Origin of the sequence: Chitinophaga jiangningensis, from assembly GCF_900142605.1 — a bacterium.
GTDB classification, from domain to species: Bacteria; Bacteroidota; Bacteroidia; order Chitinophagales; family Chitinophagaceae; genus Chitinophaga; species Chitinophaga jiangningensis.
Window position 1 is genome coordinate 642,928 of record NZ_FRBL01000002.1, and the last position, 16,851, is coordinate 659,778.

13 protein-coding genes are annotated in these 16,851 nt (G+C 50.2%); 6 read left to right on the top strand and 7 right to left on the bottom strand.

Going from position 1 to position 16,851, the window contains the following annotated elements:
* Positions 1-254 precede the first annotated feature (254 nt).
* The gene (locus BUB18_RS07100) at positions 255-1,556 is read right to left on the bottom strand and encodes a rhamnogalacturonan acetylesterase (protein ID WP_073079373.1); all 1,302 of its coding nucleotides are present in this window, start codon (positions 1,554-1,556) and stop codon (positions 255-257) included.
* On the bottom strand, positions 1,557-2,591 hold the full coding sequence (locus BUB18_RS07105; RefSeq protein WP_245805623.1) for a GntR family transcriptional regulator: 1,035 nt from the start codon (positions 2,589-2,591) through the stop codon (positions 1,557-1,559).
* 149 nt (positions 2,592-2,740) lie between these two features.
* Between BUB18_RS07105 and rhaT the strand changes: the two genes are divergently transcribed.
* From rhaT to BUB18_RS07130, 5 genes are read left to right on the top strand one after another with little or no spacing between them, the layout of a single operon-like run.
* On the top strand, positions 2,741-3,796 hold the full coding sequence (gene rhaT / locus BUB18_RS07110; protein WP_073079374.1) for an L-rhamnose/proton symporter RhaT: 1,056 nt from the start codon (positions 2,741-2,743) through the stop codon (positions 3,794-3,796).
* 26 nt (positions 3,797-3,822) lie between these two features.
* Positions 3,823-5,952, top strand: coding sequence for a bifunctional aldolase/short-chain dehydrogenase (locus tag BUB18_RS07115; RefSeq protein ID WP_073079376.1), 2,130 nt, complete (start codon positions 3,823-3,825; stop codon positions 5,950-5,952).
* Positions 5,953-5,970: 18 nt separating this feature from the next.
* A complete protein-coding gene (gene rhaM, locus BUB18_RS07120) occupies positions 5,971-6,285 on the top strand; it encodes an L-rhamnose mutarotase (RefSeq protein ID WP_073079378.1) in 315 nt (104 codons plus the stop codon).
* A gap of 14 nt (positions 6,286-6,299) precedes the next feature.
* On the top strand, positions 6,300-7,574 hold the full coding sequence (locus tag BUB18_RS07125) for a sugar isomerase (protein WP_073079379.1): 1,275 nt from the start codon (positions 6,300-6,302) through the stop codon (positions 7,572-7,574).
* 56 nt (positions 7,575-7,630) lie between these two features.
* A complete protein-coding gene (locus tag BUB18_RS07130; RefSeq protein WP_073079381.1) occupies positions 7,631-8,974 on the top strand; it encodes an FGGY-family carbohydrate kinase in 1,344 nt (447 codons plus the stop codon).
* A gap of 13 nt (positions 8,975-8,987) precedes the next feature.
* On the opposite strand, the gene BUB18_RS07135 is transcribed toward BUB18_RS07130, so the two are convergent.
* From BUB18_RS07135 to BUB18_RS07155, 5 genes are all read right to left on the bottom strand, one after another.
* A complete protein-coding gene (locus BUB18_RS07135; protein WP_073079383.1) occupies positions 8,988-9,686 on the bottom strand; it encodes an NUDIX hydrolase in 699 nt (232 codons plus the stop codon).
* A gap of 170 nt (positions 9,687-9,856) precedes the next feature.
* Positions 9,857-11,335: an L-arabinose isomerase gene (araA, locus tag BUB18_RS07140; RefSeq protein WP_073079385.1), complete on the bottom strand. Its 1,479-nt coding sequence runs from the start codon at positions 11,333-11,335 to the stop codon at positions 9,857-9,859.
* 11 nt (positions 11,336-11,346) lie between these two features.
* Positions 11,347-12,045 (bottom strand): L-ribulose-5-phosphate 4-epimerase, encoded by a 699-nt coding sequence (locus BUB18_RS07145; RefSeq protein WP_073079387.1) that lies wholly within the window; start codon positions 12,043-12,045, stop codon positions 11,347-11,349.
* On the bottom strand, positions 12,020-13,708 hold the full coding sequence (locus BUB18_RS07150; RefSeq protein WP_073079388.1) for a ribulokinase: 1,689 nt from the start codon (positions 13,706-13,708) through the stop codon (positions 12,020-12,022). Before BUB18_RS07150 ends, BUB18_RS07145 begins: the two co-directional genes overlap by 26 nt.
* Positions 13,709-13,836: 128 nt before the next feature.
* Entirely contained in the window at positions 13,837-15,378 is a 1,542-nt protein-coding gene (locus tag BUB18_RS07155) for an alpha-N-arabinofuranosidase (RefSeq protein WP_073079390.1), read from the bottom strand.
* Positions 15,379-15,858: 480 nt separating this feature from the next.
* On the opposite strand from BUB18_RS07155, the gene BUB18_RS07160 reads away from it, so the two are divergent.
* The gene (locus tag BUB18_RS07160; protein WP_083549480.1) at positions 15,859-16,842 is read left to right on the top strand and encodes a lipid A-modifier LpxR family protein; all 984 of its coding nucleotides are present in this window, start codon (positions 15,859-15,861) and stop codon (positions 16,840-16,842) included.
* The last annotated feature ends 9 nt before the right edge of the window (positions 16,843-16,851 follow it).

Genomic DNA, 16,851 nt, shown 5'->3' on the forward strand with positions numbered 1-16,851 from the left:
CTATCGTGGTTTTGTACCCGGGGGTTGACTGCCCGGTTGTTTAATCAATAACGTGAATATTGTTCATAACGAGTGTCTACTCTGGCGACACTCCCGTTGGTTGCTGGTGTGTTTCTGTTTTAAAAATATCTTATTTGCATTACAGTACTGTCCTGCGCTATCCTGTTTTACTAAATTTAATTGTGTTTTTGACACTTATTTCAAAAGGCGCAGGACGCGAACTTACTGATTGTTAAATTAATGTAGAAAAAAAATTAATTTCCGTCAGGTTTGGCAGATGCTCTCAGTCGGCTCATTGGCCAGTACAGCATTTCAGGAGAATCAGGATGTGCAGGATCAAAAGCAGGGAGATTTTTTCTTAATAGTTTTACAAGCGGAATATTATTTTCCTGGATTTCTTTTACTACACATTTGGCTACCTCCCAGGCGCCAAAATTGTTAAAATGAGTATTATCTCTTAGCTCCGTGGTTTGCCCCGGAAAGGTGTTGGCAGGATAGTGCACAAATGCCTTGATTGACTTTTCTTCTCCCCATGCTTCATACATTACCTTTGTAACCTTGTTCAGGTCAATCAGTGCCGTTCCTTTTTCTTTTGCCACCGCGCGTACGGCAGCAGGATAATCGCCCAGGGTATGCTGGATATGGCCGGTACTGTCAAAACTTCTTCTCTGTACAGAAGTCACCAGCACAGGAATTCCGTTTTTCTTTCTCACCTCATCTATTACATACCTCAGGTCTTTACTGTAAGATGTAAAGGCGCCTATGCCCTCCCCTTTCTGTTTCTGGTCGTTGTGCCCGAATTCTACCAGCAGGTAATCACCGGGCTTCATTAAACTGAGTACTTTCTCAAATCGTTTGGCATGAATCCAGGAGCTGAGGGATTCACCGCTTTCCGCATAGTTGGCAACTGCCACTTTACCAGGTTGGAAAAACGCAGGGATCATTTGTCCCCAGGAGGCCCATGGTTCTTTGTCCTGGTCTACCACGGTGGAGTTGCCCGCCAGGAAAACAGTGACGGCAGTAGCATTGGGTTTTATGGTAACCGTCCTGATGGCGGGCGTATCGCCTGCAAATTCAAGGGTAAGCCGGTTATCCCACTGGGCATAATTGCGTTCACGTGGCTTAATACGCACACGGTCCACTACCGCATTAGCCGCATTACGGATGAAGGTATCACGCACATGTACCGTGAATTGTACGGAGGTTAATCCTTCGGGGCGGACATCGATTTTATCCGTCATATTACGGCGGTTTTCTGCACGGATGGCCACATGTGAAGGGGCACGCTGCCCTACCAGGCCTACTGTAACATCGTAATTACCTTCCGGCACTTTTACTGAAAAGAAGTAAGGAGATTCACCTATGACAAGGCTGCGGCCTTTCGGGCGTATGTCCCGGACGGCTGATCCTTCGAATCCAAATCCTAAGCTGTCGGTATAAACGGTATTGGCAGTTACCTGTTTGCAGCCACGTACATTTTCACCACCGAAATAAAATTTCGTCGTGTCTGACGGAGGGATAAGTCCCGCCAGCAAGAGCGTCGCATGTAATAACATTTAAAGAGATTGTCGCATTGTTAAATAAAAAGGAACTTCTATTTGTGCGGTAGTATTTTCAAGAATCAGCTGTGCAGCTGTTTCGCCCATATATTTAAAGTCGGTAGATATAGTGGTGAGTCCGTTCAGGATCAGTTTTTTCAGCGGTGTTTCGTTGTAAGAGATAATGCCTACATCCTTGCCGATGACCAGGTCCAGCGAGATAATTTTTTCTATCAGCGTTACGAGATCACTTTCCCGCATGTTGATATATACATCTCCCCGGTTAATGGTTTCTTTATCAATATCTTTTACGATTTCATACTGGAAGGCATAGTTCTGGCAGAACTGCAGGAAGCCCTGCTGGATTTCTTCCGGGTAGTAGCTGTGATCCGGGAAGATGATTTTTATTGTCTGGTACTTTTGCAGCCGGTCTTTGGCCTGTTCCAGCACGGAAATAATATCTTCCTGAAAATTTTCATACACTGCCCCATAGTCACCGGTTACCCCTTTTAATTTTTTATCGAGGAGAATCAGTTTTTCCTTTGGAATGCTGTTCACGACCTCGTCTACGTTATCCCAGCGCTCCCGGAAATGCGGCAGTATCACCACATGCGTATAGGCGTCCAGGTTTTGGGAGAGCAGCTTACGGAACAGCCCGAAATCGCTGTTGTATATATAGAAATCGATACTGGCCTGCTCCCCGAGCTTATCGGCGAAGCTGTCGTATATAATTTTTTTATGCTCGCTTAATTTATTGAACAGTAGCAGTATTTTAAACTGCTTGCCAAGGTTGGTATGTTTAATGAAATATCCTTTACCAGGTACGGAGCCTAATATCCCCAGTCCTTTGAGGTACTTATAGGCTTTTTCGGCCGTATCCCGGGAAATGTCGAATACACAGCTTACTTCGTTGATGGAGGGCATGATATCGTCCTGTTGCAGTTTGCCGTCTGCAATGGATTTGATGATAGAGTTGGCCAGCTGAAAGTACTTCGGTGTAACCGAGAAATCATCAATATATATATACTTAAATAGCGGATGTTGTTTGATCAAATCGCTGTGGAATTTATCGTTTCAGCAACAAGTTAGTAAAATTACTGAAAGTCTGTATCATAAGCATGACAGTACATGACAGTTAGACATCCCCCATTATATAACTTTAAATATCAAACCAAAAACAACTTTAGCCTTAAAATTCCACCATGCAAGCAATTCTAGGTATTCTGTTCCACTTTATCGGCGGCTTCGCCAGCGGCAGCTTTTATATTCCTTATAAAAAAGTAAGAGGCTGGAGCTGGGAAAGTTATTGGATTACAGGAGGTATTTTCTCCTGGTTGATTGTTCCACTTATCGCAGCCTGGCTTACGATCCCCGGCTTTATGGACATCATTGGAAATACTGATTTCAGCACCCTGTTCTGGACATACACGCTGGGTGTACTGTGGGGTATTGGCGGGCTGACCTTTGGGCTGAGCATGCGTTACCTGGGAATGAGCCTGGGTATGGCGGTAGCTTTGGGCTTCTGCTCTGCATTCGGCGCCCTGATTCCGCCTATCTACCGGGAGTTTACGGGTGGCAGCGAGGATAACTTTTCCCGCATGGTGCAACAGCCCAGTGGCCATTTCATCCTGCTCGGGGTGGTTGTTTGCCTGTTAGGTATTGCCATTTGCGGCCGTGCTGGTATGTTTAAGGAAGATGACCTGCCGGAAGAAAAAAAGAAGGAACATATTAAGGAGTTCGATTTAAAGAAAGGACTGACCGTAGCAATTATTTCCGGTATCCTCAGCGCCTGTATGAGTTTTGCGATTGCTGCCGGTGAGCCGATGGGCCGCGCCGCAGTGGAAAACCAGGCTAACCCGCTGTTCCGTAACAACGTAATTTTTGTCATCATCATGTTGGGCGGACTTACGACCAACTTCATCTGGTGCATGATCCTTAATACCCGTAACAAAACCTTTGGTGATTATACCAACCGCAACACGCCGCTGGTGAACAACTACGTGTTTGCAGCCATTGCCGGTACCACCTGGTTTTTACAGTTCTTCTTCTATGGTATGGGCGAAAGCAAACTGGAAAATGCGCCCAGCTCATGGATACTTCACATGGCCTTTATCATCCTGATTTCCAGCCTCTGGGGCTTTGCACTGAAAGAATGGAAAGGCGTCAGCAAAAAAACTTTAACCACCATCCTTATTGGTATTACCACCATCATCATTTCCGTAATGCTGGTTGGCTACGGTAATTCACTGGATAAATAAGATCAAGCGAAAAAATAACAGCAATTATGTCAATCAACAATGGCACTATCACCCAATTCAAACATGTAAGTTATTTGTGGGATGCTGAAAAAGCCGCATCCATGGCGGGTGACGAAGTTGCCCTCCTCATCTACCGCTCTAACCTGCTCGGCGCCGACCTGCGCCTGACCAACTACGGCGGCGGCAACACCTCCTGCAAAGTAACAGCCACCGATCCATTGAGCGGGGCAGAAACGGAAGTAATGTGGGTGAAAGGCTCCGGCGGTGACCTGGGTACGCTCAAAAAAAGCGGCCTGGCAGCACTGTACGTGGAAAAACTGCATCAGCTGAAAAATAACTATAAGGGCAAACACATGGAAGATGAGATGGTAGAACTGCAGAACTACTGCATCTACGACCTCCAGTCAAAAGCACCTTCCATAGATACCACCCTGCATGCTTTCCTGCCTTTCAAACATATCGACCACCTGCACCCGGATGCTGCCATCGCCATTGCTGCTGCAAAAGATGGTAAACGCATCACCCAGGAACTGTTTAACGGCACCATCGGATGGGTAGAATGGCAACGCCCCGGCTTCGATCTGGGACTGAAACTCGCCCAATGCCTCGCCGAAAATCCAGGCATCCGTGGTATCATGCTCGGCTCACACGGCCTCTTCACCTGGGGTGATACCGCTTACGAAAGCTATATCAACACCCTCGAAGTAATCGAACGCTGCGCCGCCTTCATCGCTGAAAACGAAGGCGTAAAACGCCCGGTATTCGGCGGACAAAAATCAGCTCCGCTGCCAGCGGCCGACAGGTCCCAACAAGCCGCCACCCTGGCTCCGGTACTGCGCGGATTCTGCTCCAGCTACACTAAAATGATCGGCCACTTTACCGATGATAAACGCGTACTGGAATTCACCAACTCCAACGACCTGGAACGCCTCGCACCGCTGGGAACCAGCTGCCCGGACCACTTCCTCCGTACCAAAATCAGTCCGCTGGTATTGGAAATAGCTGCCGACACAGATCTCTCCAATACAAAAGAAATAAAAGAAAAACTGGCACCGCAGTTTGAAGCGTACCGTAAAATGTATGCCGACTACTACGAAACCTGCAGGCACGCTAACAGCCCCGCCATGCGCGACCCTAACCCGGTAGTGATCCTCTGGCCAGGTGTAGGTATGTTTACCTTCGCAAAAGATAAACAAACTGCCCGCGTAGCTGCTGAATTCTATATCAACGCCATCAACGTTATGCGCGGCGCTGAAGCCATTTCGTCCTATACTTCCCTGCCCCGCCAGGAAGCATTCGACATCGAATACTGGCTGCTCGAAGAAGCGAAGCTGCAACGTATGCCTAAGCCTAAACCACTCTCCGGCCGCATTGCCCTCGTTACCGGCAGCGCCGGCGGTATCGGTAAAGCCATCGCACAGAAATTTGCCAATGAAGGCGCCGTAGTGGTGATCTGTGATAACGACGCTAACCGCCTCGAAGTAGCCAACGCCGCATTCGAAAAGCAATACGGTAAAGACGGTTTCACCGCACACCTGATTGATGTTACCGCGAAAGACAGCGTAGTGGCTATTTTCCAGCACGCAGCACTCACCTTCGGTGGTGTGGACATCGTGGTGAACTGCGCCGGCCTCTCCATATCCAAACCGCTGGACGAGCACACAGAAGCCGACTGGGATCTGCTCTATGATGTACTGGTAAAAGGCCAGTTCCTCGTTACGCAAGCCGGTGTAAACATCATGCGCAAACAGGGTGTGGGTGGCGATGTACTCAACATTGTATCTAAAAATGCACTGGTATCCGGCCCTAACAACGCTGCCTACGGTTCTGCGAAATCCGCACAGCTGCACCTGAGCCGCCTCAATGCCGCTGAACTGGGCGCCGACCGTATACGCGTTAACGTAGTAAACCCTGACGCCGTTATCTCCGATAGTAAAATATGGGAAGGCGCATGGGCACAAGGCCGTGCAAAAGCCTACGGTGTGAAAGTGGAAGACCTGCCAGCATTCTACGCCAGCAGAACATTACTCAACGAAATCATCCTGCCCGAAGATATCGCCAACGCATGCTTCGCCTTCGTTGGCGGCCTGCTCAACAAAGCCACCGGAAACGTACTGAACGTAGACGGCGGTGTGGCCATGGCTTTCGTAAGATAATCATCTAAATCCCGTAGTATGCCCAGGGTAGCATCTAAAATGAAACTCTTCAAAGGCTTTGAAGAGGAATATAAAAAACGCCACGATGAACTGTGGCCGGAACTGCACGCCCTGTTGAAGGAAAATGGAATAAGCAATTATTCCATTTTCCTTGATCATGATACGAATTACCTGTTCGCCCAAATGGACATCGAAGACCCAAAAGCGCTGGAAAATCTGCCGGATCACCCGGTGATGAAGCGCTGGTGGGCCTACATGAAAGACATTATGGAAACCAACGAGGATAATTCTCCTGTGAGTTTTCCGTTAAAAGAAGTATTTTTTCTGGCCTAAAAACACTACACGTTATGGATATTGAGAAATACCAGATTGAAGCGTATAACGAACCACTGTTGGCCGCGCATGGTAAGGCTTTTGATTATATCGCCTCTACCGTGCCTAACGCTGCTGCTATTATAGACAAGCTTCGCGCTTTCCAGATAGCCATCCCCAGCTGGGCACTCGGCACCGGTGGTACCCGCTTCGGCCGCTTCCCCGGTGGTGGTGAACCACGCAACCTGGAAGAAAAAATTTCAGACATCGGTATGCTCCACGCACTCAACAGATCGAGTGGCGCTATTTCCCTGCATATTCCCTGGGACATCCCCTCCAATCCATCCCATATTAAGGCATTAGCTGCCCAGAAAGGGATTGTATTTGATGCGATGAACTCCAATACTTTCCAGGACCAGCCAGGCCAGGCACTGAGCTATAAATTCGGGTCCCTGCAACACGTAGATGCGGCTACCCGCAAACAGGCGATCGACCATAATATCGAAGTAATCAATTACGGTATCGAACTCGGTTCCACCTCCCTCACCGTGTGGCTGTCAGATGGGTCCTGCTTCCCTGGTCAGCTCAACTTCCGGAAAGCCTTCCAGAACACCCTCTCCGGCTTACAGGAAATTTACAGGGCATTGCCGGAAAACTGGAAAATGTTTGTGGAATACAAAGCATTTGAGCCTAACTTCTACTCTACAACGGTAGGCGACTGGGGCCAGAGCTACCTGTACGCCAGCAAGCTGGGACCACAGGCATATACCCTGGTTGACCTTGGCCACCACCACCCGAATGTAAACATCGAACAAATTGTGTCGCTGCTGCTCATGGAAGGTAAACTCGGTGGCTTCCACTTCAACGACTCCAAGTATGGCGATGATGACCTCACCGTAGGTGCGATCAAACCTTACCAGTTATTCCTTATCTTCAATGAACTCATCGAAGGTATGGACGCCAGAGGCATGGAACATGCCACTGACCTGGGCTGGATGATCGACGCCTCCCATAACGTGAAAGACCCGCTGGAAGACCTCCTGCAGTCCGTAGAAGCGATCATGATCGCTTATGCGCAGGCCCTGCTGGTAGATCGTAAGGCACTCACAGAGGCGCAGCTGCAAAACGATGTGGCCCGTGCTCAGGAAATCCTGCAACAGGCCTACCGTACAGATGTACGTCCGCTGGTAGCGGAAGCCCGCCTGCTGGATGGTGGCGCTTTACAGCCACTTGCTGTATTCCGTGCTGCTGAGATAAGAAAAAATCTTGTCAAAGAAAGAGGCGCCGTGAGCATCGCAACCGGATTATAAAGAAACCCAATACTCAAGTTCAGCCATTCATGCGTTGGCCCCAAAATCCTTCAGGCATGAAAAAGATTCCCGTTATAGTCGTATTCGATGTTGGTAAAACCAACAAGAAACTGTTCCTCTTTGATGAACAGTACCAGCTTATTTTTGAAAGAACAGCCCGATTCAATGAAACAACAGATGAAGACGGAGATCCGTGCGAAAACCTCGAAAGTCTTCGCCTGTCTGTGTTTGATTCCCTTCGTGAAGTTTTCAAAAAGAAAGATGTAGAGATCAAAGCCATCAACTTCTCCACCTACGGGGCTAGTTTTGTGTATGTAAATGAAGATGGCAATCCGCTTACCCCCCTTTATAATTACCTGAAACCTTACCCTGCCGCTTTGCAGCAGCAGTTTTATGATAATTATGGGGGAGAAGATATTTTCTCGGTGCAAACGGCCTCGCCCGTACTCGGCAGCCTCAATTCAGGGATGCAGTTATACCGGCTCAAGCATGAACGCCCTGATGTGTTCCGCTCCACCCGATATGCACTGCACCTGCCACAGTATATGAGCTACCTGCTCACCGGCCAGGCAGCCACTGACCTTACCAGCATCGGCTGTCATACCAACCTCTGGAATTTTGGAGAGAATAAATACCACCAGTGGGTACACCAGGAAGGGATATACGAAAAGCTGGCACCGGTTATGCCGGCCACCCAGGTGCTGCCCCCACTCTTTCCCGGGGGAGGCTACCAGATTGGTACCGGCCTGCATGATAGCTCTGCGGCCCTGATTCCGTACCTGGTCTGCTTCCACGAACCGTTTATATTACTGAGCACCGGTACCTGGTGTATCAGCCTGAATCCGTTTAACAATAGTCCACTCACAGCTGAAGAGCTCCGCCAGGACTGCCTCTGCTACATGACCTACCAGGGCAACCCGGTAAAGGCATCCCGGCTGTTTGCAGGATATGAGCACGAACAGCAGCTGAAACGCATTGCTGCACATTTTGGGCAGGCAGCCATGAAATACCGGCATATGGACTACCAGCCGGCCATTTCTCTGTTACCTGCGGGCAACTTTGCGGACCGCGACCTCCGCATCTTCCCGGATGATACCACCGCTTACCACCAGTTGCTTTTTGACCTGGCTACACAACAGTACCATGCCACCAAACTGGTGATGAACAACGGTGATGTGAAAAGAATCTTTGTGGACGGAGGATTCAGCAAGAACCAGATTTACATGAACATGCTGGCGATGCTGTTTAACGGTATAGAAGTATTTGCCGCTTCCATGGCTCAGGCAACCGCTATGGGCGCCGCTTTGGCCATTCACCATTCCTGGAATTCGAAGATGATTCCAAACGGTATTATAGAGTTGAAATATTACGCCGGTGGCCTGCCCTCCATGGCGGAATAAATAAAACCTGATCCTAAATTTTAGGATCAGGTACAAAGTTCAAAAAGGCCTGCTTATTGGCGTCGTAACGCTTCCGGTCGATCCGGTAATAAAAGGCTCCTTTCTTGGAGTTTAACTTGTCTTTGTCCGCCAGCTTTACCAGCAATTTGGTGGACAATATCTTGCGGGAGAAATTCCCTTTATCAAATTCCGAATTATATACCGACTCATACAACTGCTGTAGCTGCGGAATGGTAAATTTCGCAGGCATCAGCTCCAGCAATAACGGGTGCAGTGCTGCTTTATAACGCAGTTGCTCTTTCGCTTTATTGACCATCAGCTGGTGGTCAAAGATCAGTTCCGGATGTTGATTGATAGGAAACCAGACGGCGTGGAAGTCTTCATGCAGGTGCTGCTTAAACTTCTGCAAATCGATCAGGGCAGTGTAGGCAACTGACACCGTGCGTTCTACCGTGTCTCTGTCGGGGTTGCTGAAGGTATGCAGCTGCTCCATGTAAATGCCATCGAGGCCGGAAAGCTTTTTGAGAATCCTTGCTGCGGCAGCATCAGCGCTCTCGTCGGGTTGTACGAACCCTCCTACCAGGCTCCACTCTCCCTTCCTTGGCTGAAATCCACGCTGGATAAGTAACAGCTTGATATCCTGCCCGTCAAATCCGAATATAATACAGTCCACTGCCAGGAGCATCCTGGTTTGTTGCGAGTACTTTTTCATAACTGAATTAAAAAGGGATCATCTTCCCGTGCAGCAAAGATAAGTGATTGCTTCACGGGAAGATGATAAAAGTTTGTTGTCAGGTCCGGTTTTAACCCGCGCCTTTGGCGCAGGTTAAAACCGAAGAGGGAGGACCGCCGGTCCTCCCTCTTCGTATAACAGGATGGAGATTACCGGAAGCTCGCATCATTCCAACGAATCTCATTCTCAAACTGGCGCAGCTGTGTATCCTGATCTATCAGCAGCATTTCAATACCGGCGATACCGGCAAAGTCCTGCAGCTGCGACGAGGTCACGTTCTGGCTATAGCAGGTGTGGTGTGCCCCACCGGCAAGTATCCAGGAGGTGCAGGCCGTTTTCATGTCCGGATAAGGCTTCCAGAGTACGCGTGCTACCGGCAGCTGTGGCAGTTCCCTTGGAGGAGCTACGGCCTGTACTTCGTTTACCACTAGGCGGAAGCGGTTACCCATATCAACCAGGGAGGCATTAAGTGCTTCACCGGGAGCTACGTTGAACACGAGGCGTACCGGATCAGCTTTACCACCGATGCCCAGCGGATGCTTCTCACAGGAAGGTTTACCGGCAGCAATGGAGGAGCAGATTTCCAGCATGTGCGCACCCAGCACCATTTCATTGCCCGGCTCAAAGTGGTAGGTATAATCCTCCATGAAGGAGTTACCACCAGGGAGGCCGTGGCCCATTACTTTCATGGCACGCACCAGTGCAGCGGTTTTCCAGTCGCCCTCACCGGCAAAGCCGTAGCCCGCCTGCATGAGGCGCTGTACTGCAATACCCGGTAATTGGATCATACCATGCAGGTCTTCGAAGGTATCAGAGAAGCCTTTGTAGTTACCTGCTTCCAGGAATGCTTTCATGCCCAGCTCGATTCTGGCAGCATCGCGCAGTGCCGGGTCCATCAGCAGGTTACCGGAAATCGTGTAGGCGTCGGCGTATTCTTTCACGAGGTTATCCACCTCGCCATCGCCGATTTGATTGATCACCTGTACCAGGTCACCAATGCCATGGGTGTTACAGGAGAAACCGAATTGTGATTCTGCTTCTACTTTATCCCCATCTGTTACAGCTACAAAGCGCATGTTATCACCGAAGCGCACATAGCGGGCGCCCTGCCAGTCGTTCCAGCCGGCGGCCACACGTGCCCATGCACCCAGTTCTTCGAGTACATCTGCATCCTGCCAGTGGCCGGTGATCACCTTGCGGTTCATGCGCATGCGACTCATCATAAAACCAAATTCACGGTCACCATGAGCACTCTGGTTCAGGTTCATGAAGTCCATGTCAATAAACTGCCATGGAATATCGCGGTTGTATTGGGTATGCAGGTGACAGATGGGCTTGGATAAGGCTTTGAGGCCGCGGATCCACATTTTAGCCGGTGAAAAGGTATGCATCCAGGTAATTACCCCGATACAGTTTTTACTTACACTGGCTTCCATGCATACGTTATAGATTTCTTCGGGGGTGGTTACCACCGGTTTGTATACCACGGTAACGGGCATACGTTTATCGTTACTTAATGAAGCGGCAATTTCCTGGCTGTGGGCAGCTACCTGCTTTAATGTTTCTTCTCCGTAGAGGTGCTGGCTGCCTGTAATGAACCAGAGTTCGAGTGTTTTCAGGTTGATCATAACGTATGAATTTATTGACCGTAGTAGGAGTTGGGTCCGTGCTTACGTTCAAAGTGTTTACGAATAAGGGCATCTTTCAGTCGCGGTGCGTTGTGATTGATGCTTTCAGTGAGTTGTGCCATTTGCGCGATGGATTCCAGCACAGCGCTGTTGTACACCGCTTTGGCAGCGGTTTTTCCCCAGGTAAAAGGAGCGTGGTTACCTACGAGAATCATTTCTATATCATGGTAGGTAAGGCCGCGTTGGGTGAGTGCATCCATGATCTGAAAGCCGGTCTGGTATTCATAATCGCCCGCAATCATTTCATCGGACATGGGTGCCGCGCAGGGGATATCCACCGTGTTGTGATCGGCGTGGGTGGTGCCGTACAGCGGTATGTCGCGCTGACTCTGAGCCCACGCGGTGGCGAAGGTGGAGTGCGTATGTACGATCCCGCTAATACCTTCCCAGTGTTTGTATAGTACGGCGTGGGTGAGGGTATCGGAAGAAGGCCGCAGCTGGCCGTCTACGGTTTTTCCGTCGAAGTCAACAATCACCATTTTTTCGGGCGACAACTCCTCGTACGGAACACCGCTGGGTTTGATGGCGAAGATGCCTTTGCTGCGATCGGCCGCGCTCACGTTGCCGAAGGTGAATATCACCAGGCCTAACGCAGGCAGCTGCATGTTGGCAGCATATGCTTCCTCACGCAATGTCTGATAGGGCTGCATGTGCTTTGGTTTTAGTAAGTGTAGTCGTGAATTCGCCCAGCGCTTTGTAGCGCTGGTATCTTTTTGCGTATATGCTTACCCGTGTGGCATCGGGATGATATTCTTTTTCGAAGCCCTGTCCCATGGCCTGCATAGCATCTTCCACCTTGCTGTACACGCCGGCGGCGGTGGCGGCAAACATGGCGGCGCCGAGGGCGCAGGTTTGTTCGGAGCGGTGAATGCGGATAGGCATGTTCATTACGTCCGCCATCATCTGCATGATGAAGGCAGATTTTTTAGCTACCCCGCCGATGCCTATCAATCCTTTTACCGGCACACCTTCTCTTTCGAAGCGCTCTACGATGGCTTTGGCGCCAAAGCAGGTAGCTTCCGCGATGGCGCGGAAGAGCCGCGGTGCATCGGTGGCCAGTTGCAGGCCGGTGATGCTGCCTTTGAGCTCCTGGTTGGCGTCAGGCGTACGTCGACCGTTGAGCCAGTCTACCGCCAGTTCACTGGATTCGTCTACCGGTAGCAATGCTGCCTGCCGGGAGAGTTCAGGGATCATCTTATCCAGGATTTCTTGTTTGAGTTGGGCGGCTTCGGGCGTAGCCGGCAGGAGGTGCTGTAATGGCCAGGCCAATACATTGCTCAGCCAGGCGTAGCAATCGCCAAAGGCCGATTGTCCCGCTTCCATCCCCATCATACCGGGGATAACGGAGCCGGGTACTTGTCCGCATATCCCTTTTACGAGCGTATCGTTCACCTCTTCCATAGGGGCTACCAGCATGTCGCAGGTAGAGGTACCCATTACTTTGGAGAGATGATAAGGTGCTATCTGGCCACCTACCGCGCCCATGTGGGCGTCAAAGGCGCCAATACCCACGGTAACGGAGGTACGTAATCCCAAACGTTCGGCCCATTCGGGCGACAACTTCCCGGCGGCTTCGCTGCTGGTGTAAGCTTTATCGAACAGGCGGGCACGGAATCCTGCCAGCAGTGGGTCTATAGCGGTAAAGAATTCTTCCGGCGGCAGTCCTCCGAATTCGGCGGCATAGAGTGCTTTGTGGCCTGCACTGCAGATGCCTCTTTTGAGGTCAGCAGCTTTTGAACCGCCGGTGAGGAGGAACGGAATCCAGTCGCAGTGCTCTACCCAGCTGTGGGTGGCTTCCCGCACTTTTTCATCCACTCTGAGGATATGCAGCAGTTTAGCCCAGAACCATTCGGAGGAATAGATACCACCTACAAACCGCAGGTAGTTACCCGGGAAGGTGGCGGCGGTGGTATTGATTTCTGCGGCCTCGCCGATGGCCGTATGATCTTTCCACAACACGAACATGGCGTTGGGATTATCCTGAAACGCCGGAAGCAATGCCAGTGGCGTGCCGGTGGCGTCTACAGCTACCGGTGTGGAGCCGGTGGTATCCACCGAAATGGCTACCACGGCGGCGGCTACCTCGGGGCCTGCCTGCGCCAGTACTTTGCGGATGCCTGTTTCCAGGCCTTCGATATAGTCAAGAGGGTGCTGGCGGAAGCGACTCTCTGCGGCGTTGCAGTAGAGGCCTTGTTTCCAGCGGGGATAGTGTACTACGGCGGCCGCTACCTCGTTGCCGTTGCCGGCGTCTACCACGATGGTGCGTACTGAGTCCGTGCCGTAGTCAACTCCTATCACATATTTGCTGCTCATATTAATTGTTTGTATGACAATTATAAAAATGGGTATGTTAAGTTTTATGCTGAAATCCCGCAGCACCTGCGGTGCTGCGGGATTTCAGCAATATCCGTTGCCGAAGGCAACGGATATTGCTGAAAAAATTATTGCAGCGTCAGCATCACCACTGAAAACGGCGGCAGCTTTACCGCGAGCGCACCATTTTTCAGCGCGGCACCGGTAAAGGCAGCAGGCTTAATACGGTCGGGGCGGGAGAAACTGTTATAATCCTGCAGTTTGGCAGAAGTGAGTATACGGCCGCTTACGTTTTTATAACCTGTATTTTTGGTATCCACCGTGATGTCCTGCGCTTTGTTGGCGTCGATATTTACCAGGGTAATATGAGTGACACCACTTTTATCTTTGGAAGCGGAAACCGATACAGCCGGCAATTTTTCATTACCATACGTATAGTCGTTCGTGTTGATCCTCATAGGAATCAGGGTGGCATCCTGGTGCACTTTGTACATTTCCATTACGTGATAGGTAGGCGTCAGGACCATAGTATCTCCCTTAGTAAAAATAACAGACTGTAAAACGTTGATCGCCTGTGCCAGGTTAGCCATGCGTACCCTGTCGGCGTGATTGTTGAAGATATTAAGTGTAGAACCTGCCAGCACAGCATCACGCATGGTGTTTTGCTGGAAGAGGAAACCCGGGTTGGTACCTTCTTCCACATCGTACCAGCCACCCCACTCATCTACCACCAGCGCTATTTTCTTCTGAGGATCATATTTATCCATAATGGCACTGTGGCGGGTTACCAGCGTATCCATAAACAGGGCGGAACGCATGGTAGCAAAGTATTGTTCTTCATTAAATTTCACGGCAGGACCTTTACCTTCCCAGCGGATCACCGCGTAGTGGTGGAGTGCAATCCCTTCGATCAGGTTTTTAGGGATGTTACGCATCAGTACATCTGTCCAGTTGTAATCGGAGGAGTTGGCACCGGAGGCGATGCGGAAAAGTCTACCACCGCTGCTGCTCATGAAAGTGGCATATTTACGGAATTCATCCGCGTAATATTCGGCGCGCATATTACCACCGCAGCCCCATGCTTCGTTACCAATGCCCCAGTATTTTACCTGCCATGGGGTAGCGCGACCATTCTCCGCCCGTAGATCCGACATAGGGCTTTTGCCTTTGAAGTTGGTATACTGCACCCAGTCACTGAGCTCCTGCACCGTACCACTGCCCACATTGCCGGACAGATAAGGTTCTGCGCCCAGGGCTTCGCACATATTCAGGAAATCGTGTGTACCGAAGCTGTTATCTTCCGTTACGTTGCCCCACCAGGTGTTTACGATAGTAGGCCTTTTTGCCTTTGGACCAATCCCATCTTTCCAGTGGTAAGTATCGGCAAAGCAACCACCTGGCCAGCGCAGGTTGGGTATATTTAAATTTTTCAGTGCTGCGATTACATCTTTACGTACCCCGCTGCTGTTGGGAATATGCGAGGTATCACCCACAAAGAAACCGCCATAGATGCAGTTGCCAAGGTGTTCCGCAAAATGTCCGTAAATGTCCCTGTTGATCACCGGGCCGGTGGAATCAGTAATAAAGGAGGCTTTGTTTTGCGCGCTGGTGGCCTGCCACGAGAGTAGCAAACCCATTATTCCCAGGCGGAAGAAATGAAATTTTTTCATAACGAGGTATTACATGTTTTCATTGACGACGTGGACCGTCTTGTGCCCAAAAAAACAAATTAATTGTCACATTAACAATTATTAATTGGAAAATATTTTACCGTTCGTAAAATTACCGGTTCCGGTCCTGGGGGAGGACCGAAGGTCCTCCCCCAGGACCGGGGTTGGTCCGCCGCAGGCGGACCAACCCCGGTACGAAATATCAGGATGGGAGACCTCAGCAGACGAATATCTCGTAAGCTGATTCCCGGCGTGCAAAAACATGCATGGCGAGAGATGCAGGTGCAGTACCGTCGGATTAATGTGGCGACATCTGCGCCACATTAATCCGACCTTGTTTCAGGGCCGCAGGCCCTGAAACAAGGTCGGCAGGAAAAGCCCCCCACATGATAACCAAGCCACTAATTTCCCCCTCTCCCCCTATCATATCTCGAACCTTTGCCTTAATTTCAGGTTGTACTTAAGAAACGAGCGCCAGGAATGAAGACACTAATGCGTTTGTGCCTGCTACTGCTGATCACCACTGCAGCACAGGCACAGGAAAAAAAGGATTATACCAGTATGTTCAGGTTGTATGAAGACAATGACTTCATCAACTTCACCAGTTTTGACAACGACGAGGCATATACCAACGGCACCCGGTTCGACCTCTTTTATCAGCCGGAAAAACGGTCGCGTTCCATCATGGACTGCTGGATGCCCAAGGCTGGTAAAGCCAGCGTGAACACTTACGGATACGGATTTATGCAAACGATGTTCACCCCGTCCAGGCTGATGACACCGGACCCGGATCCTGCTGACTTCTACTATTCCGGTGGCTTATTCGTTACCCATACCCAGCACTCCTCTAATCCTGAAAAAAAATACAACATACAGACAGAACTACTCCTTGGAGTAATGGGACCACCCGCCCTGGCTGAATCCACGCAGCGCCTCATTCACAGCATCATGAACTACCGCAAACCCCAGGGCTGGCCTAAACAACTCAAAACCGACCTCCTGCTAAACCTGAACATGATCGTGGAAAAAGAACTGGTGACCGTAGGAGAACATTTCCAGGTAAGTGCTGGCGCCCAGGGTTTCCTTGGCACCATGGTAAACGGCATGGCAATCTATTCCAATATCCGCATCGGCCGCATGACGCCCTACTATAACGGCTACATCCAGCAATACAGCAACCGGGAACGATGGCAGCTATATGGTACAATCCGCCCCAGCTTATCCGCCAACTTTCACAACAGCCTCGTGAGCGGGGGATACTTTAGCAGCCTGCCCTACCCCGCTGCACAATCCGAGCACGAAAGGCCATATGCTCAACATAAGGTGCTACCCCGGCTCGATTTCTCCCTTGCTGCCAGCATAAAGCGATGGGGCTTTTCCATCTCCCAGAAAACCACCACACCAGTGGTAAATGGACTATCAGACATGGAAACAGGGAATATTTCAATTTATTATTCCTGGTGAGCAGGAATG

Excerpts from the sequence above, each read along its gene's own strand:
- BUB18_RS07100 (WP_073079373.1), bottom strand. The coding sequence starts at position 1,556 with ATGTTATTACATGCGACGCTCTTGCTGGCGGGACTTATCCCTCCGTCA.
- rhaT (WP_073079374.1), top strand. The coding sequence starts at position 2,741 with ATGCAAGCAATTCTAGGTATTCTGTTCCACTTTATCGGCGGCTTCGCC.
- BUB18_RS07115 (WP_073079376.1), top strand. The coding sequence starts at position 3,823 with ATGTCAATCAACAATGGCACTATCACCCAATTCAAACATGTAAGTTAT.
- rhaM (WP_073079378.1), top strand. The coding sequence starts at position 5,971 with ATGCCCAGGGTAGCATCTAAAATGAAACTCTTCAAAGGCTTTGAAGAG.
- BUB18_RS07125 (WP_073079379.1), top strand. The coding sequence starts at position 6,300 with ATGGATATTGAGAAATACCAGATTGAAGCGTATAACGAACCACTGTTG.
- BUB18_RS07130 (WP_073079381.1), top strand. The coding sequence starts at position 7,631 with ATGAAAAAGATTCCCGTTATAGTCGTATTCGATGTTGGTAAAACCAAC.
- BUB18_RS07135 (WP_073079383.1), bottom strand. The coding sequence starts at position 9,686 with ATGAAAAAGTACTCGCAACAAACCAGGATGCTCCTGGCAGTGGACTGT.
- araA (WP_073079385.1), bottom strand. The coding sequence starts at position 11,335 with ATGATCAACCTGAAAACACTCGAACTCTGGTTCATTACAGGCAGCCAG.
- BUB18_RS07145 (WP_073079387.1), bottom strand. The coding sequence starts at position 12,045 with ATGCAGCCCTATCAGACATTGCGTGAGGAAGCATATGCTGCCAACATG.
- BUB18_RS07150 (WP_073079388.1), bottom strand. The coding sequence starts at position 13,708 with ATGAGCAGCAAATATGTGATAGGAGTTGACTACGGCACGGACTCAGTA.
- BUB18_RS07155 (WP_073079390.1), bottom strand. The coding sequence starts at position 15,378 with ATGAAAAAATTTCATTTCTTCCGCCTGGGAATAATGGGTTTGCTACTC.
- BUB18_RS07160 (WP_083549480.1), top strand. The coding sequence starts at position 15,859 with ATGAAGACACTAATGCGTTTGTGCCTGCTACTGCTGATCACCACTGCA.